The organism is Roseibium sp. MMSF_3247, from assembly GCF_030733765.1.
GTDB lineage: Bacteria > Pseudomonadota > Alphaproteobacteria > Rhizobiales > Stappiaceae > Roseibium.
On record NZ_JASHII010000001.1, the window covers coordinates 347,479 to 371,417 of the forward strand.

General features: G+C 55.1%; 19 protein-coding genes. 13 read left to right on the forward strand and 6 right to left on the reverse strand.

What is annotated here, in order from left to right:
* The first annotated feature begins 15 nt into the window (after window positions 1-15).
* On the forward strand, window positions 16-300 hold the full coding sequence (locus RBB44_RS01505) for a DUF1150 domain-containing protein (RefSeq protein ID WP_133949052.1): 285 nt from the start codon (window positions 16-18) through the stop codon (window positions 298-300).
* Window positions 301-363: 63 nt separating this feature from the next.
* On the opposite strand, the gene RBB44_RS01510 is transcribed toward RBB44_RS01505, so the two are convergent.
* Together RBB44_RS01510 and RBB44_RS01515 are read right to left on the reverse strand one after the other, a co-directional pair.
* Window positions 364-1,575, reverse strand: coding sequence for an OpgC family protein (locus tag RBB44_RS01510; RefSeq protein WP_371932262.1), 1,212 nt, complete (start codon window positions 1,573-1,575; stop codon window positions 364-366).
* Window positions 1,576-1,695: 120 nt separating this feature from the next.
* Window positions 1,696-3,081, reverse strand: a complete 1,386-nt coding sequence (locus RBB44_RS01515) for a tetratricopeptide repeat protein (protein ID WP_306148119.1) — start codon at window positions 3,079-3,081, stop codon at window positions 1,696-1,698.
* A gap of 243 nt (window positions 3,082-3,324) precedes the next feature.
* Here RBB44_RS01515 and RBB44_RS01520 point away from each other — a divergent pair, with 243 nt between their 5' ends.
* Both RBB44_RS01520 and RBB44_RS01525 read left to right on the forward strand, forming a co-directional pair.
* Complete coding sequence (locus RBB44_RS01520; RefSeq protein WP_306148120.1) at window positions 3,325-4,476, forward strand: YeeE/YedE family protein; 1,152 nt, start codon at window positions 3,325-3,327, stop codon at window positions 4,474-4,476.
* Window positions 4,477-4,585: 109 nt separating this feature from the next.
* Window positions 4,586-5,056: a DUF302 domain-containing protein gene (locus RBB44_RS01525; RefSeq protein WP_306148341.1), complete on the forward strand. Its 471-nt coding sequence runs from the start codon at window positions 4,586-4,588 to the stop codon at window positions 5,054-5,056.
* A gap of 277 nt (window positions 5,057-5,333) precedes the next feature.
* On the opposite strand, the gene RBB44_RS01530 is transcribed toward RBB44_RS01525, so the two are convergent.
* Entirely contained in the window at window positions 5,334-6,095 is a 762-nt protein-coding gene (locus RBB44_RS01530; protein WP_306148121.1) for an SDR family oxidoreductase, read from the reverse strand.
* 218 nt (window positions 6,096-6,313) lie between these two features.
* On the opposite strand from RBB44_RS01530, the gene RBB44_RS01535 reads away from it, so the two are divergent.
* The 8 genes from RBB44_RS01535 to RBB44_RS01570 all read left to right on the forward strand — a co-directional run bounded on the left by RBB44_RS01535 (window position 6,314) and on the right by RBB44_RS01570 (window position 15,884).
* Entirely contained in the window at window positions 6,314-7,096 is a 783-nt protein-coding gene (locus RBB44_RS01535; RefSeq protein WP_209172226.1) for an ion transporter, read from the forward strand.
* Window positions 7,097-7,465: 369 nt separating this feature from the next.
* Window positions 7,466-8,299, forward strand: a complete 834-nt coding sequence (locus tag RBB44_RS01540; protein ID WP_306148122.1) for a PHB depolymerase family esterase — start codon at window positions 7,466-7,468, stop codon at window positions 8,297-8,299.
* Window positions 8,300-8,429: 130 nt separating this feature from the next.
* Window positions 8,430-9,701: a CaiB/BaiF CoA-transferase family protein gene (locus RBB44_RS01545; RefSeq protein WP_306148123.1), complete on the forward strand. Its 1,272-nt coding sequence runs from the start codon at window positions 8,430-8,432 to the stop codon at window positions 9,699-9,701.
* A 6-nt stretch (window positions 9,702-9,707) separates the two neighbouring features.
* Window positions 9,708-11,324 carry a thiamine pyrophosphate-binding protein gene (locus RBB44_RS01550; RefSeq protein ID WP_306148124.1) on the forward strand — a complete coding sequence of 539 codons (1,617 nt, stop codon included), beginning with the start codon at window positions 9,708-9,710 and terminating at the stop codon, window positions 11,322-11,324.
* A 378-nt stretch (window positions 11,325-11,702) separates the two neighbouring features.
* A complete protein-coding gene (gene panC, locus RBB44_RS01555; protein WP_306148125.1) occupies window positions 11,703-12,554 on the forward strand; it encodes a pantoate--beta-alanine ligase in 852 nt (283 codons plus the stop codon).
* 38 nt (window positions 12,555-12,592) lie between these two features.
* Window positions 12,593-13,402 carry a 3-methyl-2-oxobutanoate hydroxymethyltransferase gene (panB, locus tag RBB44_RS01560; protein ID WP_306148126.1) on the forward strand — a complete coding sequence of 270 codons (810 nt, stop codon included), beginning with the start codon at window positions 12,593-12,595 and terminating at the stop codon, window positions 13,400-13,402.
* A gap of 281 nt (window positions 13,403-13,683) precedes the next feature.
* Complete coding sequence (locus tag RBB44_RS01565) at window positions 13,684-14,751, forward strand: hypothetical protein (protein ID WP_306148127.1); 1,068 nt, start codon at window positions 13,684-13,686, stop codon at window positions 14,749-14,751.
* A 71-nt stretch (window positions 14,752-14,822) separates the two neighbouring features.
* A complete protein-coding gene (locus tag RBB44_RS01570; RefSeq protein WP_306148128.1) occupies window positions 14,823-15,884 on the forward strand; it encodes a bifunctional transcriptional activator/DNA repair enzyme AdaA in 1,062 nt (353 codons plus the stop codon).
* 266 nt (window positions 15,885-16,150) lie between these two features.
* Here RBB44_RS01570 and RBB44_RS01575 read toward each other — a convergent pair whose 3' ends face one another.
* The 3 genes from RBB44_RS01575 to RBB44_RS01585 form a co-directional block, all read right to left on the reverse strand.
* Window positions 16,151-16,510: a hypothetical protein gene (locus tag RBB44_RS01575; protein WP_306156086.1), complete on the reverse strand. Its 360-nt coding sequence runs from the start codon at window positions 16,508-16,510 to the stop codon at window positions 16,151-16,153.
* A 625-nt stretch (window positions 16,511-17,135) separates the two neighbouring features.
* Window positions 17,136-18,404 (reverse strand): plasmid recombination protein, encoded by a 1,269-nt coding sequence (locus tag RBB44_RS01580; protein WP_306148130.1) that lies wholly within the window; start codon window positions 18,402-18,404, stop codon window positions 17,136-17,138.
* A gap of 180 nt (window positions 18,405-18,584) precedes the next feature.
* Window positions 18,585-19,292, reverse strand: a complete 708-nt coding sequence (locus RBB44_RS01585; protein WP_306148131.1) for a hypothetical protein — start codon at window positions 19,290-19,292, stop codon at window positions 18,585-18,587.
* 1,617 nt (window positions 19,293-20,909) lie between these two features.
* Here RBB44_RS01585 and RBB44_RS01590 point away from each other — a divergent pair.
* Both RBB44_RS01590 and RBB44_RS01595 read left to right on the forward strand, forming a co-directional pair.
* Window positions 20,910-22,802: a DNA cytosine methyltransferase gene (locus tag RBB44_RS01590; RefSeq protein ID WP_306148132.1), complete on the forward strand. Its 1,893-nt coding sequence runs from the start codon at window positions 20,910-20,912 to the stop codon at window positions 22,800-22,802.
* Window positions 22,799-23,938 (forward strand): hypothetical protein, encoded by a 1,140-nt coding sequence (locus tag RBB44_RS01595; protein ID WP_306148133.1) that lies wholly within the window; start codon window positions 22,799-22,801, stop codon window positions 23,936-23,938. The genes RBB44_RS01590 and RBB44_RS01595 overlap by 4 nt, the downstream gene beginning before the upstream one ends.
* Window position 23,939 lies beyond the last annotated feature (1 nt).

Sequence of the window (23,939 nt, forward strand, 5' to 3'; positions counted from 1 at the left end):
AATGGAGAAACACTGATGCACAACACGAATTCACCCTTCTGGGCTGACGACAACGACATCGCCGAAGTCATGACGGTCGACGAACTGAGCGAACTTGGTACGGGCGATGTGGCTTACATCAAGCCGGTGAAAGCCGGTGACTTGAAAGAAATGTTCCCGGACGTTCCGCCGCTAGAGGATGATTTGACGCTCTATGCGCTCCTCAATGCGGATGGAACGCCGATCCTCTTGGCGGACAGCCGCGCTGCGGCACTTGCCAACGCCTTTGAGCAGGAACTCGAAATGGTCTCGTTGAACTGAGGCCTGTTGGACGTCACGTCCTGATCAAGAAAAACCCGGGAGCTTGCTTCCGGGTTTTTCTTGTCAGTTAAGCACCTTGTCCGCATCCTTCGCTGCATGAGATCCGTCACCGGCTACAGGAGGCTTATTTGGTTGGCGCGTGAACTCCGGCTGGAGTGTCGCCTTTCCCGGAGGTTTGCGCCAGGGCTCGCTCTTGTACCAGGACACGACATAGGCGACGGCTATGAGGGCGGCGAACCCAAGAAGATTGGAAAGGATCTGCGGGATCCATTCACCCCGGCCCCAGACCATATCGCGCAGGATCGCAGCCGCTTGAGCGACAACGAGGCTAGCCATGAAGACGGCGAGGGACTGCTGTCCGACTTTTTGGACGACCCGCACAAATCCGCCCCAAAGTTTGCCATGACCCAGAAGATATTTGCCATGTTCGCCGGCCGCCGCCCAGGCAAGATAGGCAAGTGCCAGGAAATGAATATACCGCAGCACGCCGAACTCAGTCTTGATCCAGAGCGGCTTGATGAATCCACGGACTTCCCGCGCCCACACCCAGTTAAGGTGCGCTTCGCCATATACGCGGAAGTATGCGAAGGGCACCGTTGCCAGTACGATTACCGTGCATAGGATCAGCAGCTTTGCATTCACTGGAGGGGCCGGTATCCAGCCGCGCATGAACGCAAATCCAGTAAAGAACAGAAGTTGCCAGGCAAATGGGTTGAAGAACCATTCCCGATCAGACCAAGGTTCCGCCGGCAGGCTCAAGAGGTCGAACTGCGACGCCAGCCAAAGACTGATCGACACTGCAAAAGCGGCCTTCACCGAAATCCGCGATGCCAGCATGATCACCGGGATAAGCGCCAGGATCACGATATACATGGGCAGGATATCGAAGTAGTTCGGCACCCACGTCAGTGTCATGATGCCGGGCAATGCGACGGCTGTGTTGTTAAACAGATGCCACAGGTTCAAGGAAACAACGTAGTCCTGGGTGAGGTCGCAGCAGCTCTGTAAATAGCCGCTTTCGTGCACCATCACCAAGCCGACCGCAATTACCAGAAGCTGACCGATATGCGCCCAGTAGACTTGCCACATCCTGTGCAGAATGCGGGCAGCGCCTATCCCCAAGCCGTGCAAATCGAAGATCTTGCCGAACGCGAGTGCCGATGCCATCCCGGAGCAGAATACGAACATTTCCGTCGCATCGGAAAAGCCGAATCTCGCCGGAATCCAAAGCGTCCACCAATTCCAGGGAACGTGGGCAATATAGATGATGAACATCCCGATCCCGCGGAAAAAGTCGAGCCGCGGGTCCCGGGGGCGTTTGGTATGAGGCTGGGAAGTCACGTTTGTCACATGGCAAGTGTAGATGAAATCGTCCGCCGGATCACCGGCGAACCGTCAGTAGCTGTTCGTTGCACGCAGACTATCGGCCTGCATCACCTTTTCTGCGCGCCGCATTTTCTGGCAAGTTTCAAGGCGTTGTTCCGCGAACCGGTCGAGCGCACCGCGTTTGCGGGACCGGTCCTTGATAAGGGTCTCAGCTTCTACAGACAATCCGGCACGTAAGGCGGCATCAATTGTTATCCGCTCAAAAACATCGCGCTGGGCGTGCGACCCGCCAATCCGGGGCATGTTGCTTCTGGCGGATGTGAGCAGTGTAAACGCTGAGGCATAGTTGCCTTTTCGGTACTGTTCCAGGCCAAGCCCAGCGGGCAGACCAGCTTCAGATGACACGTGCCCGATGTCGGTTTCCTGGTCTGCGCGCTGCTTGAGACCAGCGATGAGCCGGTCGGCGCCCATTCGGCGGCCCCCGTTCAACAGGGCCATCAAATAATGCAAGTCCGCAAAAACGTTGCAGCCATCTTCGGCGCGTTTGTCGGAAATCAGCGCAAGCTCATCCCAACGGCTGCCGATGTCGATCCCCTCCAGCTCAAGGCGCACCAGCAGCGAAGCGGCGTTCGAAATGTCGCGATAGTCGTCTGTTTTGTCTTTCCGAATGTCGCGGTCATACAGCATCAAGGCTTTGTCGCCCTGACCCTGATCGAGATACATGAGCGCCAGATGCCACCAAACGTGATAGCCGAAGTTGTTGCAATGCGCCCAGCCGTCCGGATGGTTTTCAAGCCAGCCGGCGCCCTCTTCGGTTCGGCCTGTCATGTCATGAACATGCGCGACAGCGTGAAGTCCCCATGCATCGTCGCGGGCATGTTCGAGACCGAGCCGACCGGCAGCTTCAGCGAGCCGGTATTCGCCCGTTTCTTCAAGCGAAAAGGCACGACATCCAAGAACGTAGCCAAATGCAGGATTTTGCGGGTCATAGGCATCAAAAACGCCGTCGATTGAGGACCGCATCCCCGTGGCATCGCCGAGGACAAACCGGATTGCATGCACGAGTTTCAAGAGCAGCGCATCGCGCGGCGCCTTCGAAAGGGCAGCATCCAGGAGATCTGCGGATCGGCTCGGGAATCCGTTGAGCCAGGCAGCCAACGCTTCAATCACCGCGGTTTCGCGCTCGGTCACGGAACTATTTGCAGCAGACGATCGAGCAATCGATAGGCATTCCCGCGCAGTCTCAACCAATTCCTTGCGGCCGAGCAGGAGACAAAACAGTCCGCGTGTCGCATGGCCGAGAGCGAAATTGGGCTCTTCGGTCAAGCAGGTTTCCAAGTGGGCGGGCGTTGTCTTGCCATGGGCCAGAAACGCTAGAACCGTCTTGTCCCATGCTTCTGCGGCTGCAGGGCTGGTCAAGGTGAGATCGTATCCAAATTGATCGCTAAGACGCATGCTGAGCCTTTGTTGCTGTTCCGTTGAACGCGCTGACGTTTGCAAGAAAACGTGGCAGCACTGAGCCTCAACGAGGTTGAACGCTATTGAACCCAAGATCCGCAGCTGTGTCCTGAACTGCAAAACACAAAATGGTGTTGGCGGCGTGTTGCCACGGCGGGGCTTTCCTTGCGCGTTTTTGGGAGATAGTGAGTGTGTGCTTGTTTTTGACCGAGTGTCCTTAAGTTTGAAGAGATAGCGACTATGGCCGTGTCATTGAAAAGTCCTCAAACTGCGATTGCAGTCATCGCGTTTGGTATCATCGGGCTGATATCGATCGGCGCACATGCAGCTGCGGGTCCCCGCCAAGGCATGGCTGTCCTGATTGGCGGGCTTGCCGGCATTTCGCTGTATCATGCGAGCTTCGGGTTTACCGCTGCTTGGCGGCGCATTGTGACGGAGAAACGGGGCGGCGGTTTGCGGGCGCAGTTCGTCCTCATCCTGCTGACAAGCGCCGTTTCCTTTCCGTTGATCGCATGGGGCGATACCCTTGGATGGCCGGCGGGCGGTTTCGTCTTTCCGTTCGGCGTCGCTGCCGCCATCGGAGCCTTCATGTTTGGCGCAGGCATGCAGCTCGGAGGCGGTTGCGGGTCGGGGACGCTCTTCACCGCGGGCGGTGGATCGACGCGTATGATGATCACGTTGGCCGCCTTTATTCTCGGGTCCGTGTTTGCAACCGCGCATCTCCATTTGTGGGGGCAATTGCCCAAGCTACAGCCGGTTTCGCTGATCCGCGAGTTTGGTCCGCAAGGGGCGTTTTTGCTGACCGCTTTGGTGCTTGGGGGTATTGCGCTCTTGACCGTCTGGCTGGAGCGCCGCGCGCATGGGGATATCGCGCCGGCCCGTAAAACCGAATCCGTTCTGCAAGGCCCATGGTCACCGATGTTCGGTGCGGTGATGCTAGCGGTTGTTGGAATCGCAACTTTTATCGTGGTTGGCCGGCCATGGGGCATTACATCCGCCTTCGCCCTTTGGGGCGCGAAGGCATTTCATTTCATCGGGATTCCGGTGGAAACCTGGCCGTATTGGACCTGGCAGAAAGGCGCGCTTGAAAACAGTGTCTTGAGAGACACGACATCGGTCATGAATTTTGGGATCATTTTTGGCGCGATGGCCGCGGCCGCACTGGCTGGAAAATATGCGCCGCTCTGGAAGCTTACCCGCCGCGATGTCTTGACGGCGATCGCCGGCGGTTTGTTGATGGGATATGGGGCAAGGCTCGCCTATGGCTGCAACATTGGAGCCTATCTTGGCGGGCTGGTATCTGGCTCACTGCACGGTTGGCTTTGGCTGCTGTTCGGATTTGTGGGGTCGATGGTCGGGGTCCGGGTGCGTCTGAAACTTGGTATGGGCTGAGACTCCGACAGCAAGCCCCACACCCGATTGTGAGACGTGTGTGAAAGAGCCACTGGTTATTGTGCGCGCCACTCGATGTTTTCCAGTGGAGGATTAGCCTTTGCGTTATATGTTTCCAATCCTGCTGACGGTTTTCCTGGGGCTTGGCCCCGTTCAAGCTGACAGCATTGCACCTCGTGAGGGGTGGCAGGTGCGATCGACATCCCAGTCCTACCAAGAACTGGTTGACGGCCTCAAAGCAGCAGTGAAAGAGGCCGGCATGCTGCTTGTAACACAGGCAAGCGCCTCGGCCGGTGCAAAGGGTAGGGGGCTGACAATCCCGGGCAATCGTGTTCTCGGCGTTTATCGGAACGACTATGCGGTACGAATGCTGGAGGCGTCCGTCGCTGCCGGCATTGAGGCCCCAATCCGGTTTTATGTGACCGAGAATGCGGACAAGACTGCAACCCTATCCTGGAAAACGCCGAGTTTTATCTTCGCGCCATACATGGATGAGGGCGGCGAAAAACTGGCTGGCTTGGCAGCAGAGCTTGATGGCGTCTTCCAAAGCATTGCTGACGCGGCTGTTGCTCCTCAGTAACGGTCTGTGGATTTGCGTGTTTGGAAGGCATGCATGACCAGTTTTTGTGCTTGTCATACTGCTGATTCTCAAGAACAATCTCCTTGTCTTCAACGTTAGAAAGGAGGTGTGCCCATGTCTAGTGAGTATCGGAATTTGGCCCTTGTATCTGGGCGGGATGGAACGGTGCTGGAGCAGCCTCTGGTATCGAACGGTTTCGCCGGGATGTAATCCGGAACAAAGGTCAAACGATCTCATGGGAGGGCCGCTCAGCGGCCCTCTTTTGATTCCGGAGGGATCAAATCAAGCCAACCGCCTTGCGCACATCTTCATCGCGCAAAGAGCAGTCGATACCGCGATAGGTATCTCCCGCCGGAGTACAGAGCCAGCAGATCGTTTCGCCGACCCATTCGGCAGGGATGTGCACGGACGGATCAAGCTGGCTGACCGGATTGATCCCTGATGCTTTGATATCGACCTGCATTTGTGTGGCAACGGTCCCTGGGCTCAGGCCCACCACGCGAACACCCTTTTCGCCAAATTCCTTGTCGCTGCATCGGGTCAGGGAGAGTGCGGCAGCCTTGGACGAGCAGTACTGACTCCAGCCCTCCAATGCGCTGACAGCGGCACCGGAACTAATGTTGACGATTGTGCCGGAACCTTTTGCGAGCATATGCGGCGCGACAGCGCGAATGCCGTGATAGACGCCTTTCACATTGATATCGATCACCTGACCCCAGGCCTCCGGATTAGAGTGTTCGATACGGCTGATTGGCTCAATAACACCAGCATTGTTCACCAGAATATCGATCCCACCGAACGTGTCGATCGCGGTTTGAACGGCTTTTTCAACTTCAGCGTAGTTCGCAACGTCGCAGGTTACTGCAATCGCCTCACCGCCATCGGAGCAGATATCTTCCGCGATTTTTGTAATGTTACCGCTGGACCGCGCTGCAAGAACAACCTTGGTACCGTATTTTGCAAGGCTGCGGGCACCGGCCTCACCAATCCCGCGGCTCGCGCCGGTTACAAGGGCAACTTTGCCTTTCAGATCGAACATTCAAGAACCTCATTTTTTATCGCCGATACCGGCAGGTTTTGTTGAAGCAGACCCTACTGCGCGGCGCGCGCGGAATAAACCGTCTCGCATCATGGATGCCGTGCAAAATCTTCATCAATTGGAAAAATCCAATGTTAAACCAGTCACTCAATTGACATTTCATCTGCGCTCTTGTCGGGTGAAAATATGTTTTTGGAATAGGTTGGCGGGCTGAACGAATGGCAGAAAAATCGGATCTGCAATCGCGATTGCGTCAACTGTATTTTGGCCATTCCAACAGCGCGCGGATCTTTCGCTATGTGCTGTTGGCCTTCGATCTCATCACAATTGCGTATTTCATTGTGTCTGCGATCGCCGATCCGGACCGGCATCATCACGAAGTGGATTACGCTATCGCGGTGGTCCTTGCCCTGGACTTCGTTGCCCGACTCATTGCGGCGGGCTCCCGCTGGCGATACTTGGCAAGCTTTACGTCCCTGGCCGATGTCGTGGTGGTGATCTCGTTGATCATTCCGGCATTTTTTGAGAATTTCGCCTTTTTGAGAGTCATCCGCATGTTGCGTTTGCTGCGGTCCTACCACCTCTTGAAGGAGCTGCGCGACACGTCAAAATGGTTTCGCCGCAATGAGGAAATCCTCCAGTCGACAGTCAATTTGTTTGTTTTCATTTTCGTGATCACAGCGATCGTTTTTGTGCTGGAGCATGATCGGAACGAGAACATCAACAACTATCTGGATGCGCTCTACTTCACCGTCACAACGCTGACGACGACCGGGTTCGGCGACATCACCATGACCGATACGGTCGGGCGTCTGCTGACGGTCCTGATCATGATTTTTGGTGTGGCTTTGTTTCTGCGGCTAGTTCAGACCATTTTCCGTCCCTCTAAGGTCAATCTGCCGTGCCCGGATTGCGGCTTGAACCGTCATGATCCGGACGCCGTGCATTGCAAGCACTGCGGACGGATGCTCAACATCCCGACAGAAGGAACCTGGGACTAGGCCGTGTGGACGAATTGGAGATGCATTTCGCCGGGATTTGCATCGTTCAAGATCAAGTAAATCCGGTGAAGGTGATGCTTGCGCATCATCAAGACGGATTTGCGCTGGAATTGAGCAATGCAAATACGGCCCAAAGGGTGAGACAAGTGCCGACGATCTGGCACCGCCGGTCCCTTGACCGTATATCGATACGCTCTGCAGGACCGTCGCCGCCATACCTTGGCACTTGTCTCACGAAATACGTCTCCAATTCGTCCACACGGCCTAGGTCTCCGCAATCGCGCGCTTGTGATCCATCAGGTGCTGGAAATCTGCGCGCGTTTGGTCACTCTCCAATTGGCAACAACCAATACCGCCGGGAGCGCATGCATGACACAAAAACGAAACTGGGTTCTCAGCCTTGCAGTCGCCACAGCGATGAGCTCACCTGCTTTCGCCTCAGAGACGAGCTGCGGCGGCGAAACACCCTGCACGTTGAGTGATGGTGCCTATTACGTCCATATGCCGGAAAAACGCGACCCGTCGAAACCACTCGGAGCGATCCTTTATCTTCACGGGCATCGCGGCAAAGCAGTCAATGCGCTGAAAAACGAGAGCTTTAAGCGGATGGCAGATGACTTGGGCGTTGCTTTCGTCGCTGTTCAAGGCGTGAACGGAACCTGGTCTTTTCCGACAGCTCCGAGAAATCTCCGTGATGAATCGGTGTTTTTCGACAGCGTCCTTCACGATCTGTCGAAGCGTTTTGGAGTTGATCGGAAGCGCACCATGCTCACCGGCTTTTCCTCCGGCGGTTTCATGACCTGGTATTTGGCCTGCGAACAATCGGAGCGATTTTCAGGCTATGCGCCAATTGCTGGCGCCTTCTGGGAGCCGCTTCCGAAAGACTGCCCAACAGATCCCCCGTACCTGTTTCATGTCCATGGCACCACCGACACTGTTGTTCCCCTGGAAGGGCGTTGGCTCGGCGGCGGGCAATGGAAACAGGGGGATGTTTTTGAAAGTTTCGATATCTGGCGCAAACAGACTGGCCTATCCGAGACCGCACCGGAGACCCTGACAGATGGAACCTTGTCTTGCGAAAGATGGAAGCCAGTCACCGGACTGCTGGAGTTGTGTCTTCATGATGGCGGCCACAGTGTGCGTGCGGAGTGGATCGAGCGTGCCTGGTCGCTCTTGTCCGAAATGCGCGGATGGGAAAGCTGAGATGAGCTTATCGCATCACTTGGCGGTGACGGGAAATTGAGACAAAGCGATCTCATGACAAGACCACCAGAGTTGACGGCGGCCTGCCTCTCATGTCCTTTTCGCGGAAGTATCAGCAACAGGGTGATCCGTGCAGCAAACCGTTCCATCGAAGGGAGCACTTTCAGGTCTCCTTGTCCTCGATCTTTCCCGAATTCTAGCAGGACCGACCTGCACCCAAATCCTTGGTGATCTTGGAGCAGAAGTCATCAAGATCGAACGGCCGGGCCGGGGCGACGATACCCGGGGATGGGGCCCCCCGTTCCTGAAGAATGCGGACGGCGAAGAAACCTCTGAGAGCGCCTACTATCTCTCTTCCAATCGCAACAAGGAGTCGGTGGCCATAGATCTGGCAAGCGAGGAAGGTCAGGATCTGATCCGGAAGCTGGCTGCAAAGGCCGATATTCTGGTCGAGAATTTTAAGGTCGGCGATCTCAAGAGGCGTGGACTCGACTACGAGACCCTGAAGGCGATCAACCCAAAACTGATCTACTGCTCGATATCCGGGTTTGGTCAGACCGGGCCTTACTCACATCGTGCCGGCTATGACTTTCTAATCCAGGGCATGGGCGGGATCATGTCGCTCACCGGCTTTAACGATGAGGATGGTGGAACGCAAACCAAGTGCGGCGTTGGGATCGCAGATGTTATGTGCGGCATGTATGCGACCGTGTCGATACTCGCCGCAGTTCATCATCGGCATCAGACCGGCGAGGGGCAATACATCGACATCTCGCTGTTGGATGCTCAGGTGTCCTGGCTCATCAATCAGGGTGTTGCGCATCTGGTCTCTGGAGAAATTCCCGGACGGCTTGGGAACGGGCATCCGACCATTGTGCCGTATGAGACGTTTCCGGGTGCCGATGGCCCGTTCATTCTCGCGGTTGGAAACGACAGTCAGTTTCAGAAGTTTTGTGACGTTGCAGGTGCACCGGACCTGGCCACAGATCCACTCTTTTCAAAAAACGCTGACCGGGTTCGAAACCGGAAGACATTGGTCCCAAAAATCCGTCGTCTGACGATTGAGCGCGACGCTGCGGATTGGATACGGGATCTGGAAGCAGCTGGTGTGCCCTGCGGCCCGGTGAACGATCTGGGGCAGGTCTTTACAGATCCTCAGGTTCTGGCGCGGGAGATGAAGATTACCTTGCCGCACCCGGTCAGCGGATCGGTGGATCTGATTGGATCTCCAATCAAAATGGAGAAGACGCCGATCGACTACCGCAAAGCACCGCCGGTGCTCGGGGCGGATACGCAAGATGTCTTGAAACGGCATTTGGAAATGAGTGACAGCGAGATCAGGGAGTTGGCCCAACGGGGCATCCTTGATCTTGGCAAAGACACACCGGCAAAAGGAAACTGAATTACCATGACCACTGGTGCTGATATCATTGCACAAAAGCTTCACGGTGCAGGTTGCCGTCATGCCTTCGGAATTCCTGGAGGCGAGGTGCTGGCACTGATGCAGGCGCTTGATGAAGCGGGTCTGAAGTTCGTGTTGGTGAAGCACGAAAATGCCGGCGGGTTCATGGCGGAAGGCGGTTGGCATGCCGACGGCGCACCAGGAGTGCTCCTCGCCACACTTGGGCCGGGCGCAGCCAATGCCATTAATGTCGTCGCCAATGCCTGGCAGGATCGGGTGCCGCTGATCTTTCTGACCGGCTGCGTCGATCAAGCCGAGGCGGAAAGCTACACGCACCAGGTCTTTGATCACCAACAGTTGCTGCGCCCGATTGTGAAGGCCAGCTTTTCCGCCCGCCTCGGAGCGCTTGATGTGATGATGGAAAAAGCTTTGGCGATCGCGCTCGACGGTCAGCCCGGTCCTGTTCACATCGACGTCCCGATCAAGGTCGCCGAAACAGTAACTTCGGAAGCTTGGTCTTCAAAGTTCCGCTCAAGCCCCGCCGCCTCCGCACCTGCGTCCGGTTCCGATTTGGACACCGCAATTGAGTTGTTTGCAAAGGCGGAGCGGCCCATCGCCATTGCCGGGGTGGATGCTGTGAATGAGGGCGCTTCGCAAGCTATTGCCGAGTTTTGCCGCACCTACAAAATCCCGCTCGTAACAAGCTACAAGGGCAAGGGGCTTCTCGATGAGAATGACCCGCTCGCGCTGGGCGGCGCGGGCCTGTCGCCAAAGGCCGACGGCCACCTTCTGCCGCTGGTTAATCAAAGCGATTGCATCTTGTCGCTTGGCTATGACCCAATTGAAATGCGCATCAATTGGCGAAATCCCTGGCCGTCTGACGCGCCGGTGATTGATGTGACGCCGGTTTTAAGGACCCATGGCATGCATGAAGGCGCAGTAACGCTCCGCAGCGCCGTCGAACCTGCGCTAAACCTTCTGGCTGAAGCACGTGACACAACCGCTTCTTCCTGGTCAGGCGGTGAGCCGGCCGCAGTCCGCAAGGACCTTGCTGAAGCGTTCGCGCCGGAACAATCAGGCTGGGGCCCGGGCACAGCGTTCCACGTGCTACGAGATGTGATGCCTGAGAACACCGTTGCCACGGCCGACAGTGGCGCACACCGTATTTTGGTCAGCCAGATCTGGCGCTGCTCTGGTCCAAGACAGATGCTCCAGTCGTCCGCCTTGTGCACCATGGGCTGCGCCGTTCCCTTGGCGATGGGCCATCGGTTGGTGGACCAGACAGCGCCGGTGATCGCATTTGTCGGCGATGCCGGGCTTGAAATGTGCCTCGGTGAACTCTCTACGCTTCGGGACCTGAAAATCCCGGTCATCATCTGTGTTCTTGTGGACACCAGCCTTGCGCTCATCGAACTCAAGCAGCGCAACAGCCAGCGGCCGAATGTCGGCGTCGACTTTGGCGAAACCGACTTTCCGGCGATCGCGGCGGCCTATGGCGGCTATGGCGTTTGGATCGAGAGTGCGGAAGTTTTGCGTCAGGAAGCTGGCGCAGCCCTGGACCGGGATGGCTTCACACTTCTTGCGTGCCGCATCGCGCAACGATCCTATGACGGTGCGTTTTAGGGTCAGGACCCATTAAATTTGATGAGCTGGCGCAAGAAACGGCAATGAGCTGCAAGGAAAAACGCAACAAGCGGGCTGGCTGCCCGGTTGAGCGGTTCGACGCAGCAGATTGAAGCCGTTTTTTGCGTCCCTTTGGGATAGGAATATGTCCGGCAACATCGTTGTAAACCTTTGGAAACCGGACGGTTTCCCGCAGCTTTGCGCCTTGTATCCGAACAAATTCATTCCCACCAGTTCGTCCAATTTAATGGGTCCTGACCCTCGGCGCGCAACCTGACTTTTTAGACAACGAACGGATACTGGACCTTCCTAGGCGGGGTGGCTATGTTGCACCTGCGAAAAGAATAAAGTCCCGAAAAGGGACTGGGAGGAGAGCCAATGAGGATCTGCCGGACCAAGGCGGATATGCGTGCCCTTGTGCGCGTCTGGAGACAGAGCGGGGAAACCACCGCTGTTGTTCCGACAATGGGATATCTGCACGAAGGTCATTTGTCGCTGGTTCGCAAGGCAAAAACCGAGGCGGACCGTGTAGTCACGACGATCTTCGTCAATCCGACCCAATTCGGTCCGAATGAGGATCTGGCGACCTACCCGCGGGACGAAGACCGCGACCTCGCGCTTTTGCGCGCTGAAGCCGTGGACGCTGTGTTTATGCCCAGCGTCGATGAAATGTACGGCGCAGGTGGAGACACTTTTGTCGAAGTGCCTGGTCTGTCGGCCGTCTTGCAGGGTTCATTGAGGCCCGGACACTTTCGGGGTGTTTCAACGGTCGTGACCAAACTCTTCAATATCGTGACGCCGGATATCGCCGTCTTCGGTGAAAAGGACTACCAGCAGCTGACCCTGATCAAACAGATGGTGCGGGATCTCGATGCGCCCCTAGAGATACTTGGTCATCCAACGGTGCGGGAAGCCGATGGCCTGGCCATGTCTTCGCGGAATGTGGGTTTGACGGACGCCCAGCGTACCGAAGCGGTCGCTTTGAGCCGGTCCCTGGATCAGGCCGAGCAGCTTGCAAAGACTGCACCGCGAATTGATGACCTTGTAGCGGCCGTTCGCGGCGTCCTTTCGGACGCGCCGTCCGGACAAATAGAAAGCATCGACATCCGCGATGCCGAAACCCTTGCCGAGCTGAGCGGTACGTTGGACAGGCCTGCCGTTGTTCTTCTCGCCGTTCGCTTCGGGTCCGTCCTTCTGATCGATCAACGCGTTGTCAGACCCGCTGCCTAAATCCAGCCATCAGTCGCAATTCCCAAGGAGCTCAAACCATGAGCGCTCAAAAACAAATCCGCCGCATCACCGCACCGCAGATCGCCAAGCGCAAGGGCGTGGAGCCGATTGTCTCTTTGACCTCCTACCACGCGCATACGGCGGCGATTGTTGACAAATACGCGGATTTCATTCTGGTCGGCGACAGTCTCGGCATGGTCATGCACGGGATGGAGTCCACAGTCGGCGTTTCACTCGACCTGATGATCATGCATGGCAAGGCAGTCGTACGCGGCACACAGCGCGCGCTGGTCGTTGTCGACATGCCCTTCGGCACCTACGAGGAGAGCCCGGCCGAGGCGTTTCGCAATGCGGCTCGAGTGATGAAAGAAACCCAGTGCGGTGCCGTCAAGCTGGAGGGCGGGCGGCGCATGGCCGAGACGATCCGCTTCCTGACCGAGCGCGGCATCCCGGTCATGGCGCATATCGGGCTGACACCTCAATCGGTGAACGTCATGGGTGGGTTCAAGACACAAGGGCGCGAAGAAGAAACCTGGTCGATCCATGAAGAAGACGCCAGAGTGGTGGCCGAGGCCGGTGCCTTTGCGCTCGTCCTGGAAGGTATGGTCGAACCGCTCGCAGCTAAGATCACAAAGCAGATCCCGATACCAACCATCGGCATTGGTGCCTCGGCCGAATGCGACGGACAGATCCTGGTTCTTGAAGACATGCTGGGTCTCAATCCCGCGCCGCCGAAATTCGTCAAGGTCTATGGCAATCTGGGTGGCCAGATCGAAGCGGCTGTAAAATCCTATGCCGATGAGGTGAAAGACCGCAGCTTCCCGACCGAAGAGCAAGTATATCGATAAGCCGGGGTGAGATATCCGCTCAGCGGCTGTTTTGTTTATCGATCTTCTCGTGCCATGAAAGCGATTTTCATTGCTGGTTCTGTAGATCACGCACGATAAGGCTGTAATTTCTCGTTTGTAGTGCTAAATCCATCGTGAATAATCCCGATGACCGGAAAATAATGAATACAAAGCGGCTTGCGGGACGTGTGAAAACTTCGGTTGCAAAATAATAACTATTGAAAATTGAGCCATTTGCGAAAACTCTAGGTAAGCAGATTTGTGCTGGCTGGAGAAAGCAAATGGCAGACGCGACACAAAACGCCGCCGACATAGCGGCCCTGGATGCAAGGGTTGCGAGTGTGGAGGCGTTGGTGAACACGCCCGCGATCGAAGAAGCTGATACGGGCACGCACTACCAGACCAGCTACACATATTTTTATGTCCCGGCAGCCAAAGGGTCGACCGCCACATCAGCGGACGATTCTGGGCTTGGTGCCTTTTTGCGTTTAGGTGGCTATTCCGACGTTGAAACAGCTTCGATCACCAGCCAGACCGCGACATCATATTTTCCGGAAGGGTATCTTTCAGACAGAGGTGACACAGCTGGCAGCAACGCTGAGACCGCGCAACATGCCGCTGGTCCTAACCCGTCGACGAATAACGGTATTCTGCTGGCGTGTGATGGGCGCATTCTCGTCAAAGCTGGCGAGGAAATGTACCTGGAAAGCAAGAAGTACAGGCACAAGGCATCGGGTACATACGATATCAAGGCGACGGGCAAGCTGACGGCCGACAGCGACGATCAGATCGAGATTAAATCCGGGCAGAACAAAAATGTAAGCGTTTCGGCAGGCAATGGGACGGGCGATTTCGATCTGAACGTCAAAGAGTCAACAACGAAGATCAACGGCAATGACTTCAAGAAGACGACCGGCACAACCCGCGCTGTCCATCATGGCGCAACGGAAACCTATTTCCTGGGCGGGAAGCTTGATGTGACCCTTGCCGGGACCTTCACCTTGAACACCGGCGTTCATATGCTGATCACCGCTGGCCTGTTCGGTGCCATAAACATCAGTGCAAGTCTCTCCATGTCCGTCTTCAATCTCGGGATTGTGGGGATCGATGTGGAATTCAAAAACACGCATATCAACATGTGTACTGGCGAGGTCATGGTGCGCGGTGTTTCCACCGAGAGTACGGCCGCAGAAAGCCGATTGGCCGCGATAGAAAACAACATTTCAACGCTCTCGACCGGGACTGCGGCCCTGTCAACCAAGGCTGCTTCAATCGAGGCAAATCAAAAAGCGATACAGGCGGATGTCGGGAACTTGAAAGCTGATGTCCGGAATGTCCTGTTTGTTTGAATGTTAAACTCCAGCAAATAAACGCCCGATTTCCGGCTGCACTGCTCTAAGCTTCGTCCTATGGTGCCGGAATGCTGAAGATTAGTCCTAATTTCGATACGCTTTACGAGGCGCTCTTGAACCGGGATCCGTCCTATGACGGGCGGGCGTTTGTTTGCGTTGCCTCGACAGGGATCTTCTGCCGGTTGACCTGTCCGGCCCGCAAACCCAAGCGGGAAAACTGCACATTTCATGAGACCGTTGCAGAATGCATAGATGCCGGTTTCCGGCCCTGTAAGCGGTGCAAGCCGACGACCCCGGAGGCGAGTGCCGATCCAGTCATCAAGGCATTGATAGCCGAACTTGAAAGACGGCCGGCCTATCGCTGGGGCGAACCGGATTTGCGCCGGATGGGGCTGGACCCGTCGACTGTACGCCGGACATTCAAGAGGCACTTCGGCATGACCTTCCTGGAAATGGCGCGTCAGCGGCGTCTTCAGGAAGGGTTTTCGGCCTTGGCGGATGGCGGCAAGGTGATTGAGGCGCAGGTCTCGGCCGGATTTGACTCTGCCAGCGCGTTCCGGGAGGCCTTTGCAAAGATCTTGGGTCAGGCGCCCGGCATGTTTTCGACTGATCCTCTACTGAAAACTGACTGGGTATCAACGCCGCTCGGGCCCATGATCGCAATCGCGGACCACTCCCAACTGCATCTCTTGGAGTTTTTGGACCGAAAGGCCTTGCCTTCGGAAGTCAAAAAACTGCAGCGCAATGCCAACGGCAGTCTTGGATTTGGCCGGACAAAAATCATCGACCAGATCCAGGATGAGTTGACGGGTTTCTTTGAGGGCAGGAAAGCAGTGTTCGAGACCCCCTTGGCGCTGCACGGCACGCCCTTCACCCGGGATGTCTGGCGCGAACTTTTGAAAATCCCGGCAGGTGGTGTCCGAAGCTATTCGGATGTGGCAAAGGCTATTGGCCGGCCGGAGGCGGTGCGGGCCGTTGCGCGCGCAAACGGCGCCAATCAGATCGCCGTCGTCATTCCCTGCCACCGCGTCATGGGCGCTGACGGATCCCTCACGGGCTATGGCGGAGGCCTCTGGCGCAAACAAAAACTGATCGAGCTGGAACGCAACTATCAAGCCGCAGGTTCATAGCTGGGCATTGTTTGCGTGGGAACGGTCCGTACCTGGAGCCATGTGCTCAAGCAGCCAAATGCGCTAGCGCAAGCATAGAAAATGGCGGAGAGAGAGGGATTCCACTCCGCGATACCATCCGAGCGCAGGACTCCGCCAATTCTTCAAGGCGGCCAACGAGTTACGATACCCGAAGCGATACCGCAGCCGATACCGAGCGTCAAGGAACGAGTTGTCAGACCGCACCGACTATTGCAGAACTTCAGAAAAACTCCCTGCTCACGACATCAATAGTCGCGCTCAATATACAAATCGAATTGTTCGTTCCATTTCTCCGCAATAAGTTCGGCAATATGCTCAGCATCCTCATCTAGGAGATAGTCGTTTGAGACTTTTACCGCTCTCGTAAAATTGTCGCCAAAACCAATGCGCCAACTCTGGAACAGGAATTGGCATTTGGGGTTGTGTACAAGACAACGCCTAGCATACAGGCCGCGAAAGTCCTCGAGCAAAGCTCGTTGAGCATGGTCAATTTCGTTGTCAGGCAATTGATTGATGCGCGCATTCCTCATTCTTACCGATCCTATTGAAGAAGCTCGATCACGAGCAACTGCGTCGGTGAGGATAGTCAAATCAATATTCATCATGGTCTCCGGTAATTGGCCTGTCTGAGACCATCTTCTGGCGACCGGCGGCAATCTCAAAATGCCGAAGGCGGTTTTTTGGGCGGGGGCTGATTGATACCACTTGAACTCACTCCGTTACCGTCCTCAGGACCGTTATCCGGATCTTCCGGATCCGGGGCAGGGAAGTCCCGGTCTCTCATGAATCTCCAGATTTCAAAATACGCGTGATCGCTCTTGTGTGTCGGAACACAATGGATCGTTAGGGGGTCGCGATTGAGTATTACGACTCTCTCGAACCAGGCGAGTAAGTCTTCCGGAAGCCTCGAATGAATAGCCGCGACTGACGGGTGCTCGAGAAAATCTCTGTGCCCATGGCGCGCGCGCATCAGGTCTCTGACGAGCCGCCCCATGGAGTGATGGGTATCTGTATTTGGCATGGCAATTCTTCCTCGGTGTGATTGCTGGTGATCTTGTTCCGGACAGAAATCCTGCGACCAAAACGATGAGCCACAGGAGCCTCCTGCGTTTCTCTGCTTGGCGACGCTGCCGGAAATTGGCGAGAGCATGTAGGCGCCATCTGTCGGCACAGGTGCGGGGTCGGCGCTGTTTCCGGAACACTTCGAAATTCAAACTATTTTTCCGTGACCTAGTACCCATGGACACCTCCGGAAGGCTCTGTACGTGGACTATTAGGCGTCAACTCTTTGGCTTTTGACCCCAATTCGGCCTCCAGGCGACGTTTTAGCCGGAATATCTCCCTAGACGATGCGGCCTGAATAACCCTCGAATTCTGGATTTCTTTCTCGAGTCCTTCTGCTCGTCGCTCGGCGTGACGTCGAGCTTTTCGCTCCTCGGATGTTTTCCGGGACATGTGTTCGATATGCGTACTAAGCTCCGAACGGATGCGATTCTTGAGCGTTGACGAATTGAGGCCGTCCCAGATTGATCGGAAAAGAGAACCCAGTTTCCGGTATGGGGCGGCTGCCTCAAGAATTCGGGTGGCCTCCGCTCTTGCGCGTTCAAGAACTCTTTGTGCCCGTCGTTCAAGGCGAGTTGCCCGGGTTTGGGCAGCTTTCGCTTCCTCGGCATGAAGCTTCGCAGAACTGCGGATTGCCGAAGCTTCCGCCCTTACGCGGTCCGCGTAGGCGGAGCTCCTGGTTTTGACCGCCTCGACATATTTGGCCGCCTGCACTTCAGCTGTTTTTACGGCTTTCGCGGCCTGTTTCTCGGCATGCCATGCTTCCCGCGAGAGCCGCCGACGTTTAGGTCCAAGCCGTGTGAGTCCGGAAGGAATACCGACTGCGTGATGGTACGAGTCTTGCCAACTTCTCATCGCCTCACGGTATGCACGATCCCCGCGGCGGTTGAGCTCTTTCTTATTGTCTGTCGCTGAATCCGATTCCATCACGATGCGCTTCGCTTCGTGCCCAGGATGCATCCGTAGCGCCCGGAGCTCCGGATCGGACTGGGGAAGGATATATGCGTGCAGATGCGGATACCGCTCGTCCGTATGCCGGACCACCGAAACAAGGTCGTCACCATACAGGGATTGAAGCCATTCGACTGTCCGGCGCTCCCAATTCTTCAGGGATTTAAGTCCCTCCGGATCCTTGGTCAGTTCTTTGAACGGTACCGGGTAAGAGGCGACGATCGTCAAAAGGCTTTTCTGATCTTTCCGGATTTTCCGGGTTTTCCCTGACTTCAGCGTCGTCGTGGCACCCTCTGCGAGCTCAGAGTGGCGAGTGGCTAGTTGGTCAAGACTGATGCCGAGGACGACCTCGGGTGCTTGGGGAAATTCAACATGCAGAGAAGCGTCCGGATCGCGACGTGCTTCCGCAAGGATCCACTCGACTGAACGGCCTTCTGAATCTGCTTTTCTTGAATAGGTCTCGAGATGTATGAACTGGTATCCCATAGGGGAAATTGTTGCTAAGAAAGTCACCGGCGCAACTCGACGACCGAATTTATTGCCTGTGGGCGTTGAAGATAAGATTTAGTGACCGACTAAAGCTTATCCGCAGACCTCCGGTCACCTCCTAAGCATCGGCGCTCCGCGGGCACCCCGTGGGGGCCTTCAGCCGGACCCTGCCGGAAGCTAGAGCCGCCGGACAACTTCAGTCATATCCGGCATAACAAGCCGCTGCCTCGTCGCTTTGGCAGTAGATCGATGGTTACCAATCACGGTCTCAATAGCATCTTTCGTTTTCAACCCCCAGGTGCTCTGAATCTCCTTCACGAGCTCGCTGACAGATGGCGCATGAACTCGTTCTAGAATGGGCCTCCCGTCGTCGACTGGAAGCGGCGGCGGCCGCTTCGGGTTCCCCAGCAGCTGATCGATCAGTTCATCAATCCTCGCCTTGCCTGCACCATCCCATATGGCCGACAGGACCGTCGGCACATGACCGTTCCGAAGGATTCTGTGCCAGTCGGCGCGGCCGACATCGGTGACGAGTTCCTCTTCGGCCTTTTCTTCCTCGATGGCCTCCTGATCGGCGTCATCTGTTTCGGCAAGACCGAGCTCCCTGGCAATTTTCGGGGAAACCACGCAAGATCTCGTGCCTGGCATTACGGCCGCGTACTCCCGGAAAAGCCGAGCCGCCTGGTGGTTGCCGTTGGCTGCCGTAACTGCAAGATCCCACGGGGTCAGGCCCCCCTTGCTTTCTTTCGTCGCTCCGGCATTCGACACCTCCCACGCCGCCGAGCCTTTAGCCATGTATTCGGCTAGGTCCTCGCCGAAGTCGATGACTTGGACATCCTGCGCCTTCCGGGAACATCTGCCGCCTGCGGCCTTCAAAAGGTGCATATACCTCTCCAAGAGCCATTCGCCTGCCGCTTGGGCATTGTCAGAACAATCCCGGCGCAGGATCAAAGTTATATGTAGATGGTAGTGCCAACCGAACCGTTGTGACCAAGTCACTTCAGGCGATGTCATGACGCCGATGATACCGAACCTCTCTTCAGCGAGACGCCAAGAACGACCTTGTCGGGTAAGCCGGAAAGCGCCGGAAATCAGAGACTTTAGAGCCTCTAAGGGGTCCCGTCGTCCGTGTCCCGCCGTCATTGTCAGGAAGACCGCTCGGCCGTCTAGATCATCAATAGCATTAAATACTTGCTGGACGCGCTCGGCGCGCTCTCCCGCGCGCTTTGGGGCACATGTCGGACAGAGCCAAGGACTGTCACAGGAAAGGATTCCGGACACCCGCGGCTTACCTTCAGTAGTCCGGTGAAGACCAACCTGGCCGACTTCATGTCCGGCAGTACCGCATTTACAGACCGATGGACATTTTTGCTCGTCTTCTTGTGGCCGAAGGAGAGCGGAGATTTGATGCTTCAGTCTCCAGCGACTGACAAGAACCCTCGGTTTTTGCTCGGATTTTCTCTTCGTCTCAGACGAAGTACCAACGCAGCTCCTTATCTTATCAAGCGGTGGCTGGACACCACCGGGAGCTACCGTAGAAGAGCGTGCGTAACGGCCACTGCCGTCGTTTGAAGCAGCAGCAAAAATTGTTTCCAACCGCTGCGCAGCGCTGGCCGCGTCAACTTTTTTGACTGAGGGAGAAGTTTTCGGCGTTGGCTCGGATGGGGTGTATCCGAGCCGGGAAGTCAACCGTCACCAGCCGTCGGCGTGTTGACGGATATGTCGATGTGTTCGACCATGAAACCCGTTCCAATGATGACCCGCTGCGAGCGCTGCCAGGCGCTATGACCAGCGGATCTATCCATTCAGGGTTTCTGTCGGCGCTGAATAGGTCAAGCTAGGCAGCCGAGAAACTGCGAACGCAATGCCAACAAAAAATGATGCAGGAAAGGGTTTAGTGCCTGTTGCCCGCTGGGGTGATCCAGCCGATGTCCCGGCGATCCTGCCGCTGTGCGTCAGGACAAGCCGACGGACGAATCCTTCTTCGGCCTGCGGCCAAGGATTCGGCTGTCGGTCGCGCGGGAGCCTGTCATCCTCTTTGACGCTCTCACGGCCCGCTCGGTCGGCCTGCGGCCTGCGGGCACGCCCTTGTTGGGCATGCCCGGAACCGAGCATGGCGGGCCGTCCGCGCGTCAATCACCCGCTGTTGCTCCAGTTTTAGTCTATGCTTGATAGTGACCTTTTGGCCTAGGATTTTAAACCGCTGAGTTTGTGTTGTTTGGTTTAGAAATCGTAACTCAAGCCTGTATTCCCGGTTGCGATTTTCAGGATCGAATTATCATTATTAATTCGCGTAACCAAGCAGTCTTACCGACCTAAATGGGTAGCATTCGGTATCTATGGTTCACGCAGTTCACAACAATGAACAGAGTTCGAAGTGCGTGTACAATTAGTGAACATTTATCGCCGCCTACTACACATCGGCGCTTTCGCACCTCTTAGGACAACGTTATGTTGGGATATCAATGTGGTGATTCGAGCTTATGAGCCATTAGAAAAAGAATGAGTATCGACCGACCTATCCGAACCCTTAGTCTGTTCAGCGGAGCCGGGGGCCTCGACCTTGGCTTCGAGCAAGCTGGTTTCGACATCCGGGCATGTGTCGAAATAGAAGCTAAGTACTGCGCCACTTTGCAGGCAAACATAGATAGTGGCAGTCACTTTTCACCCGACACGAAGGTATTCAACATCGACGTTACCCAGTTCGATGAGACCGAATACGTATCAGAAGGAATTGATTGTATTATCGGAGGTCCGCCGTGCCAAACCTTCTCCGCTGCGGGCCGGAGAGCAGGGGGAGTTATTGGTACCGAGGATGCTCGAGGCCAGCTCTATTCTACGTACTGCCGGATTCTCGACCGTTTGAAACCAAAGGCGTTTGTATTTGAAAATGTCTATGGTCTTCCGGGGGCAAACGGCGGAGGCCCTTGGCGTGAGATTGTGAGCGCCTTTGCGGAACACGGATATAAGCTTTTCTATGAGGTTGTGGACACTGCTGACTTCGGCGCGCCTCAACACAGAGAGAGGCTAATAATGGTTGGCCTGCGCGAAGGGAATTTTGGCTTCCCTTGTCCGACACACGGCCCAGACGCACCGACAGACACTCCGTTGGTGTCTGTACTCGACGCGGTCAATGACCTTCAAGACCCCAAGGAGCCTTATCATGACGATCTTGGCGGCATGTACGGTCATCTCCTACCAGATGTTCCAGAAGGACTAAATTACGCATACTTCACCGCCGAGATGGGTCATCCGGAGCCCGTATTTGCTTGGCGTTCCAAGTTCCACGATCTCCTATACAAAGTAAATCGCAATGAGCCCTGTAGAACCATCAAGGCCCAGCCTGGGAAATTTACTGGTCCGTTTCATTGGAAGAACAGACATTTCACACTAGACGAACTCAAGCGACTTCAAACTTTTCCCGACGATTACATATTGCAGGGTACTTATGGCGTCCAGCTTGAACAGATTGGAAACTCGGTGCCACCGCGGCTAGCGTCAGTCATCGCGACTGCGCTCCGAGAACAGGTATTCGAGAAGGTGAATGACTTTACCTACCCCTTGCGGCCTGACGGGTTCAAATCGACATTTCGACAAAGACAAAGGGAGCGCTCGAAGCGCTTTCGATCAATCGCACAAGCGGCAATTGAAAGCCGCTATGGCAACAAGCCAAAGCATATGGATAGAGGTAAGTCCAAGGCGGTTAAGACGACCTACAATACCGAGTACATCAATCTTTTCTCACGCTCTGTGGTCAAAGGCGAGGCACGACCTGGGTTCTCGGGAGCAGAAATCACGTTAGTCGATAAATCGAACTCTGTCTTGATGGATTTCAAATCTAAGAGTGCCTCAAAATCCATAGGAACTGTGGAGATTTCAATAACGGGGCTAAGGAAGTACCTGCCTGAGTATGACGCTCTGATTGCAACGTGCAGGATGACGCAAGTGACTGATATTTTCCATATTTGGCAGGAAATTGAAAAAGCACTCACCGCTAGGTCACGCTTCTTCACTCTAATTGATATATACGGCCACTACGCTAATCGTGGCGATGTAGTTGATGTGAATTCAAACTTTGACTTTTCGTGCAAAAGTAGTCCTCTGACGAAAGCGCTAGAGTATTTCTCGCAGACACGCAACTGCGGTGATTTTCTTGGTACCGAAGTCCTTCTGGGCAGTATAAATATAAGCAGTAAAGAGTTGCCATCGATGACGGAAGCGCTGCGTGCGTTAAGGTACGATTTCAGGACGAGCAAGACACACCCAATCATTGGGAAAGAGAGACTTCTTTGCACTTATCCATTTCCGCTATTGTCCCCACGGGCGCTCGTCGAAAGTAGAGTTGAATTGATCGAACGCGCGAGCGACGAAAAGTCTCTAAGTACAGTCAAATGAGCTGGTCCGAAACAGACGTAGCAGGCAATCTCGCTCTTATGAGGGCTCTTTTTGACGAGGGCTATAAGATTGCGGAAAGCCTACTTGACACTGGTGCAGTAGATTATATTGCCATGCAAGGGATACCGGAGTCAGTCGCAGCGGATACCTTGGAACTTGCGCGGGCCAAGCATGCATTTCGTGGTGCAGCGTTAACTCTACTAGCTGTAAAGCATTTAAACCCTACCCAGGATATTCGTGCGCATAAGTCAGAGTATGCTGGAGGCTTTGCTGCAAGGACATATGACACACGCGCTACGATACCATTTCTAATTGATAAATCACTTCCTCGTAGCGTTGAGTCACACTGGCTGACGCAGACACTGTCATTTGCGGGTCCGCTTGAAACAACCCTAGTTCTCAAGACACAACCAAAGAAAATTGGGCCTTTGTTCATAAAGGTCGTGAATGCTGCCAATAGTGATGAAACTGGGTCACTAGCGAAGTCACTATTAACACTCATCATCTTTGCACTGATCGAAATTAGAAATAAAGAAAGAGTGGTCCTCACTAGACCCAAATCTCTACCGATTGTGACGATTGAGAAACTGCTGCGAAGCCATATGTCGGTTTCATATAAAACGGGAGCGCCAAGGCTGCCGCAGATTGCCATATATGCTATTTATCGTTGTATTCTTGAACAAATGGACCGTTTCAGCGGGCAACAACTTGAAGCTTTAGCGCGTATGAAATCGGCGGACAGAAAAGCGGGAACAGTTGGTGATATTGTTGTAATCGAGGACGGCAAGCCAATTGAAGCTGTAGAAATCAAGTTCAACCAGCCAATCACCCTTATCAATGTTCTTGAGGCCATAGATAAGGTGCGCGCTGAAAGCGTTTCTAGATACTATCTTCTATCGACCGCGGGGATTGATTCATCAGAACAGGATAGCATCCTCGCGAAGGCGGACGAGTTCGAGAAGCAGAATGGATGCGAGATTATCGTGAACGGCGTTTTCGAAACTATTAAATATTATTTACGGCTTCTTCCGAACACAACAGAGTTCCTAAACTATTATGCAGAAATTCTCGAAAAAGACGAAGACGTTGGTTATGAGCATCGCATTGCCTGGAACGAGTGTTGCGCGGCGATTTGAC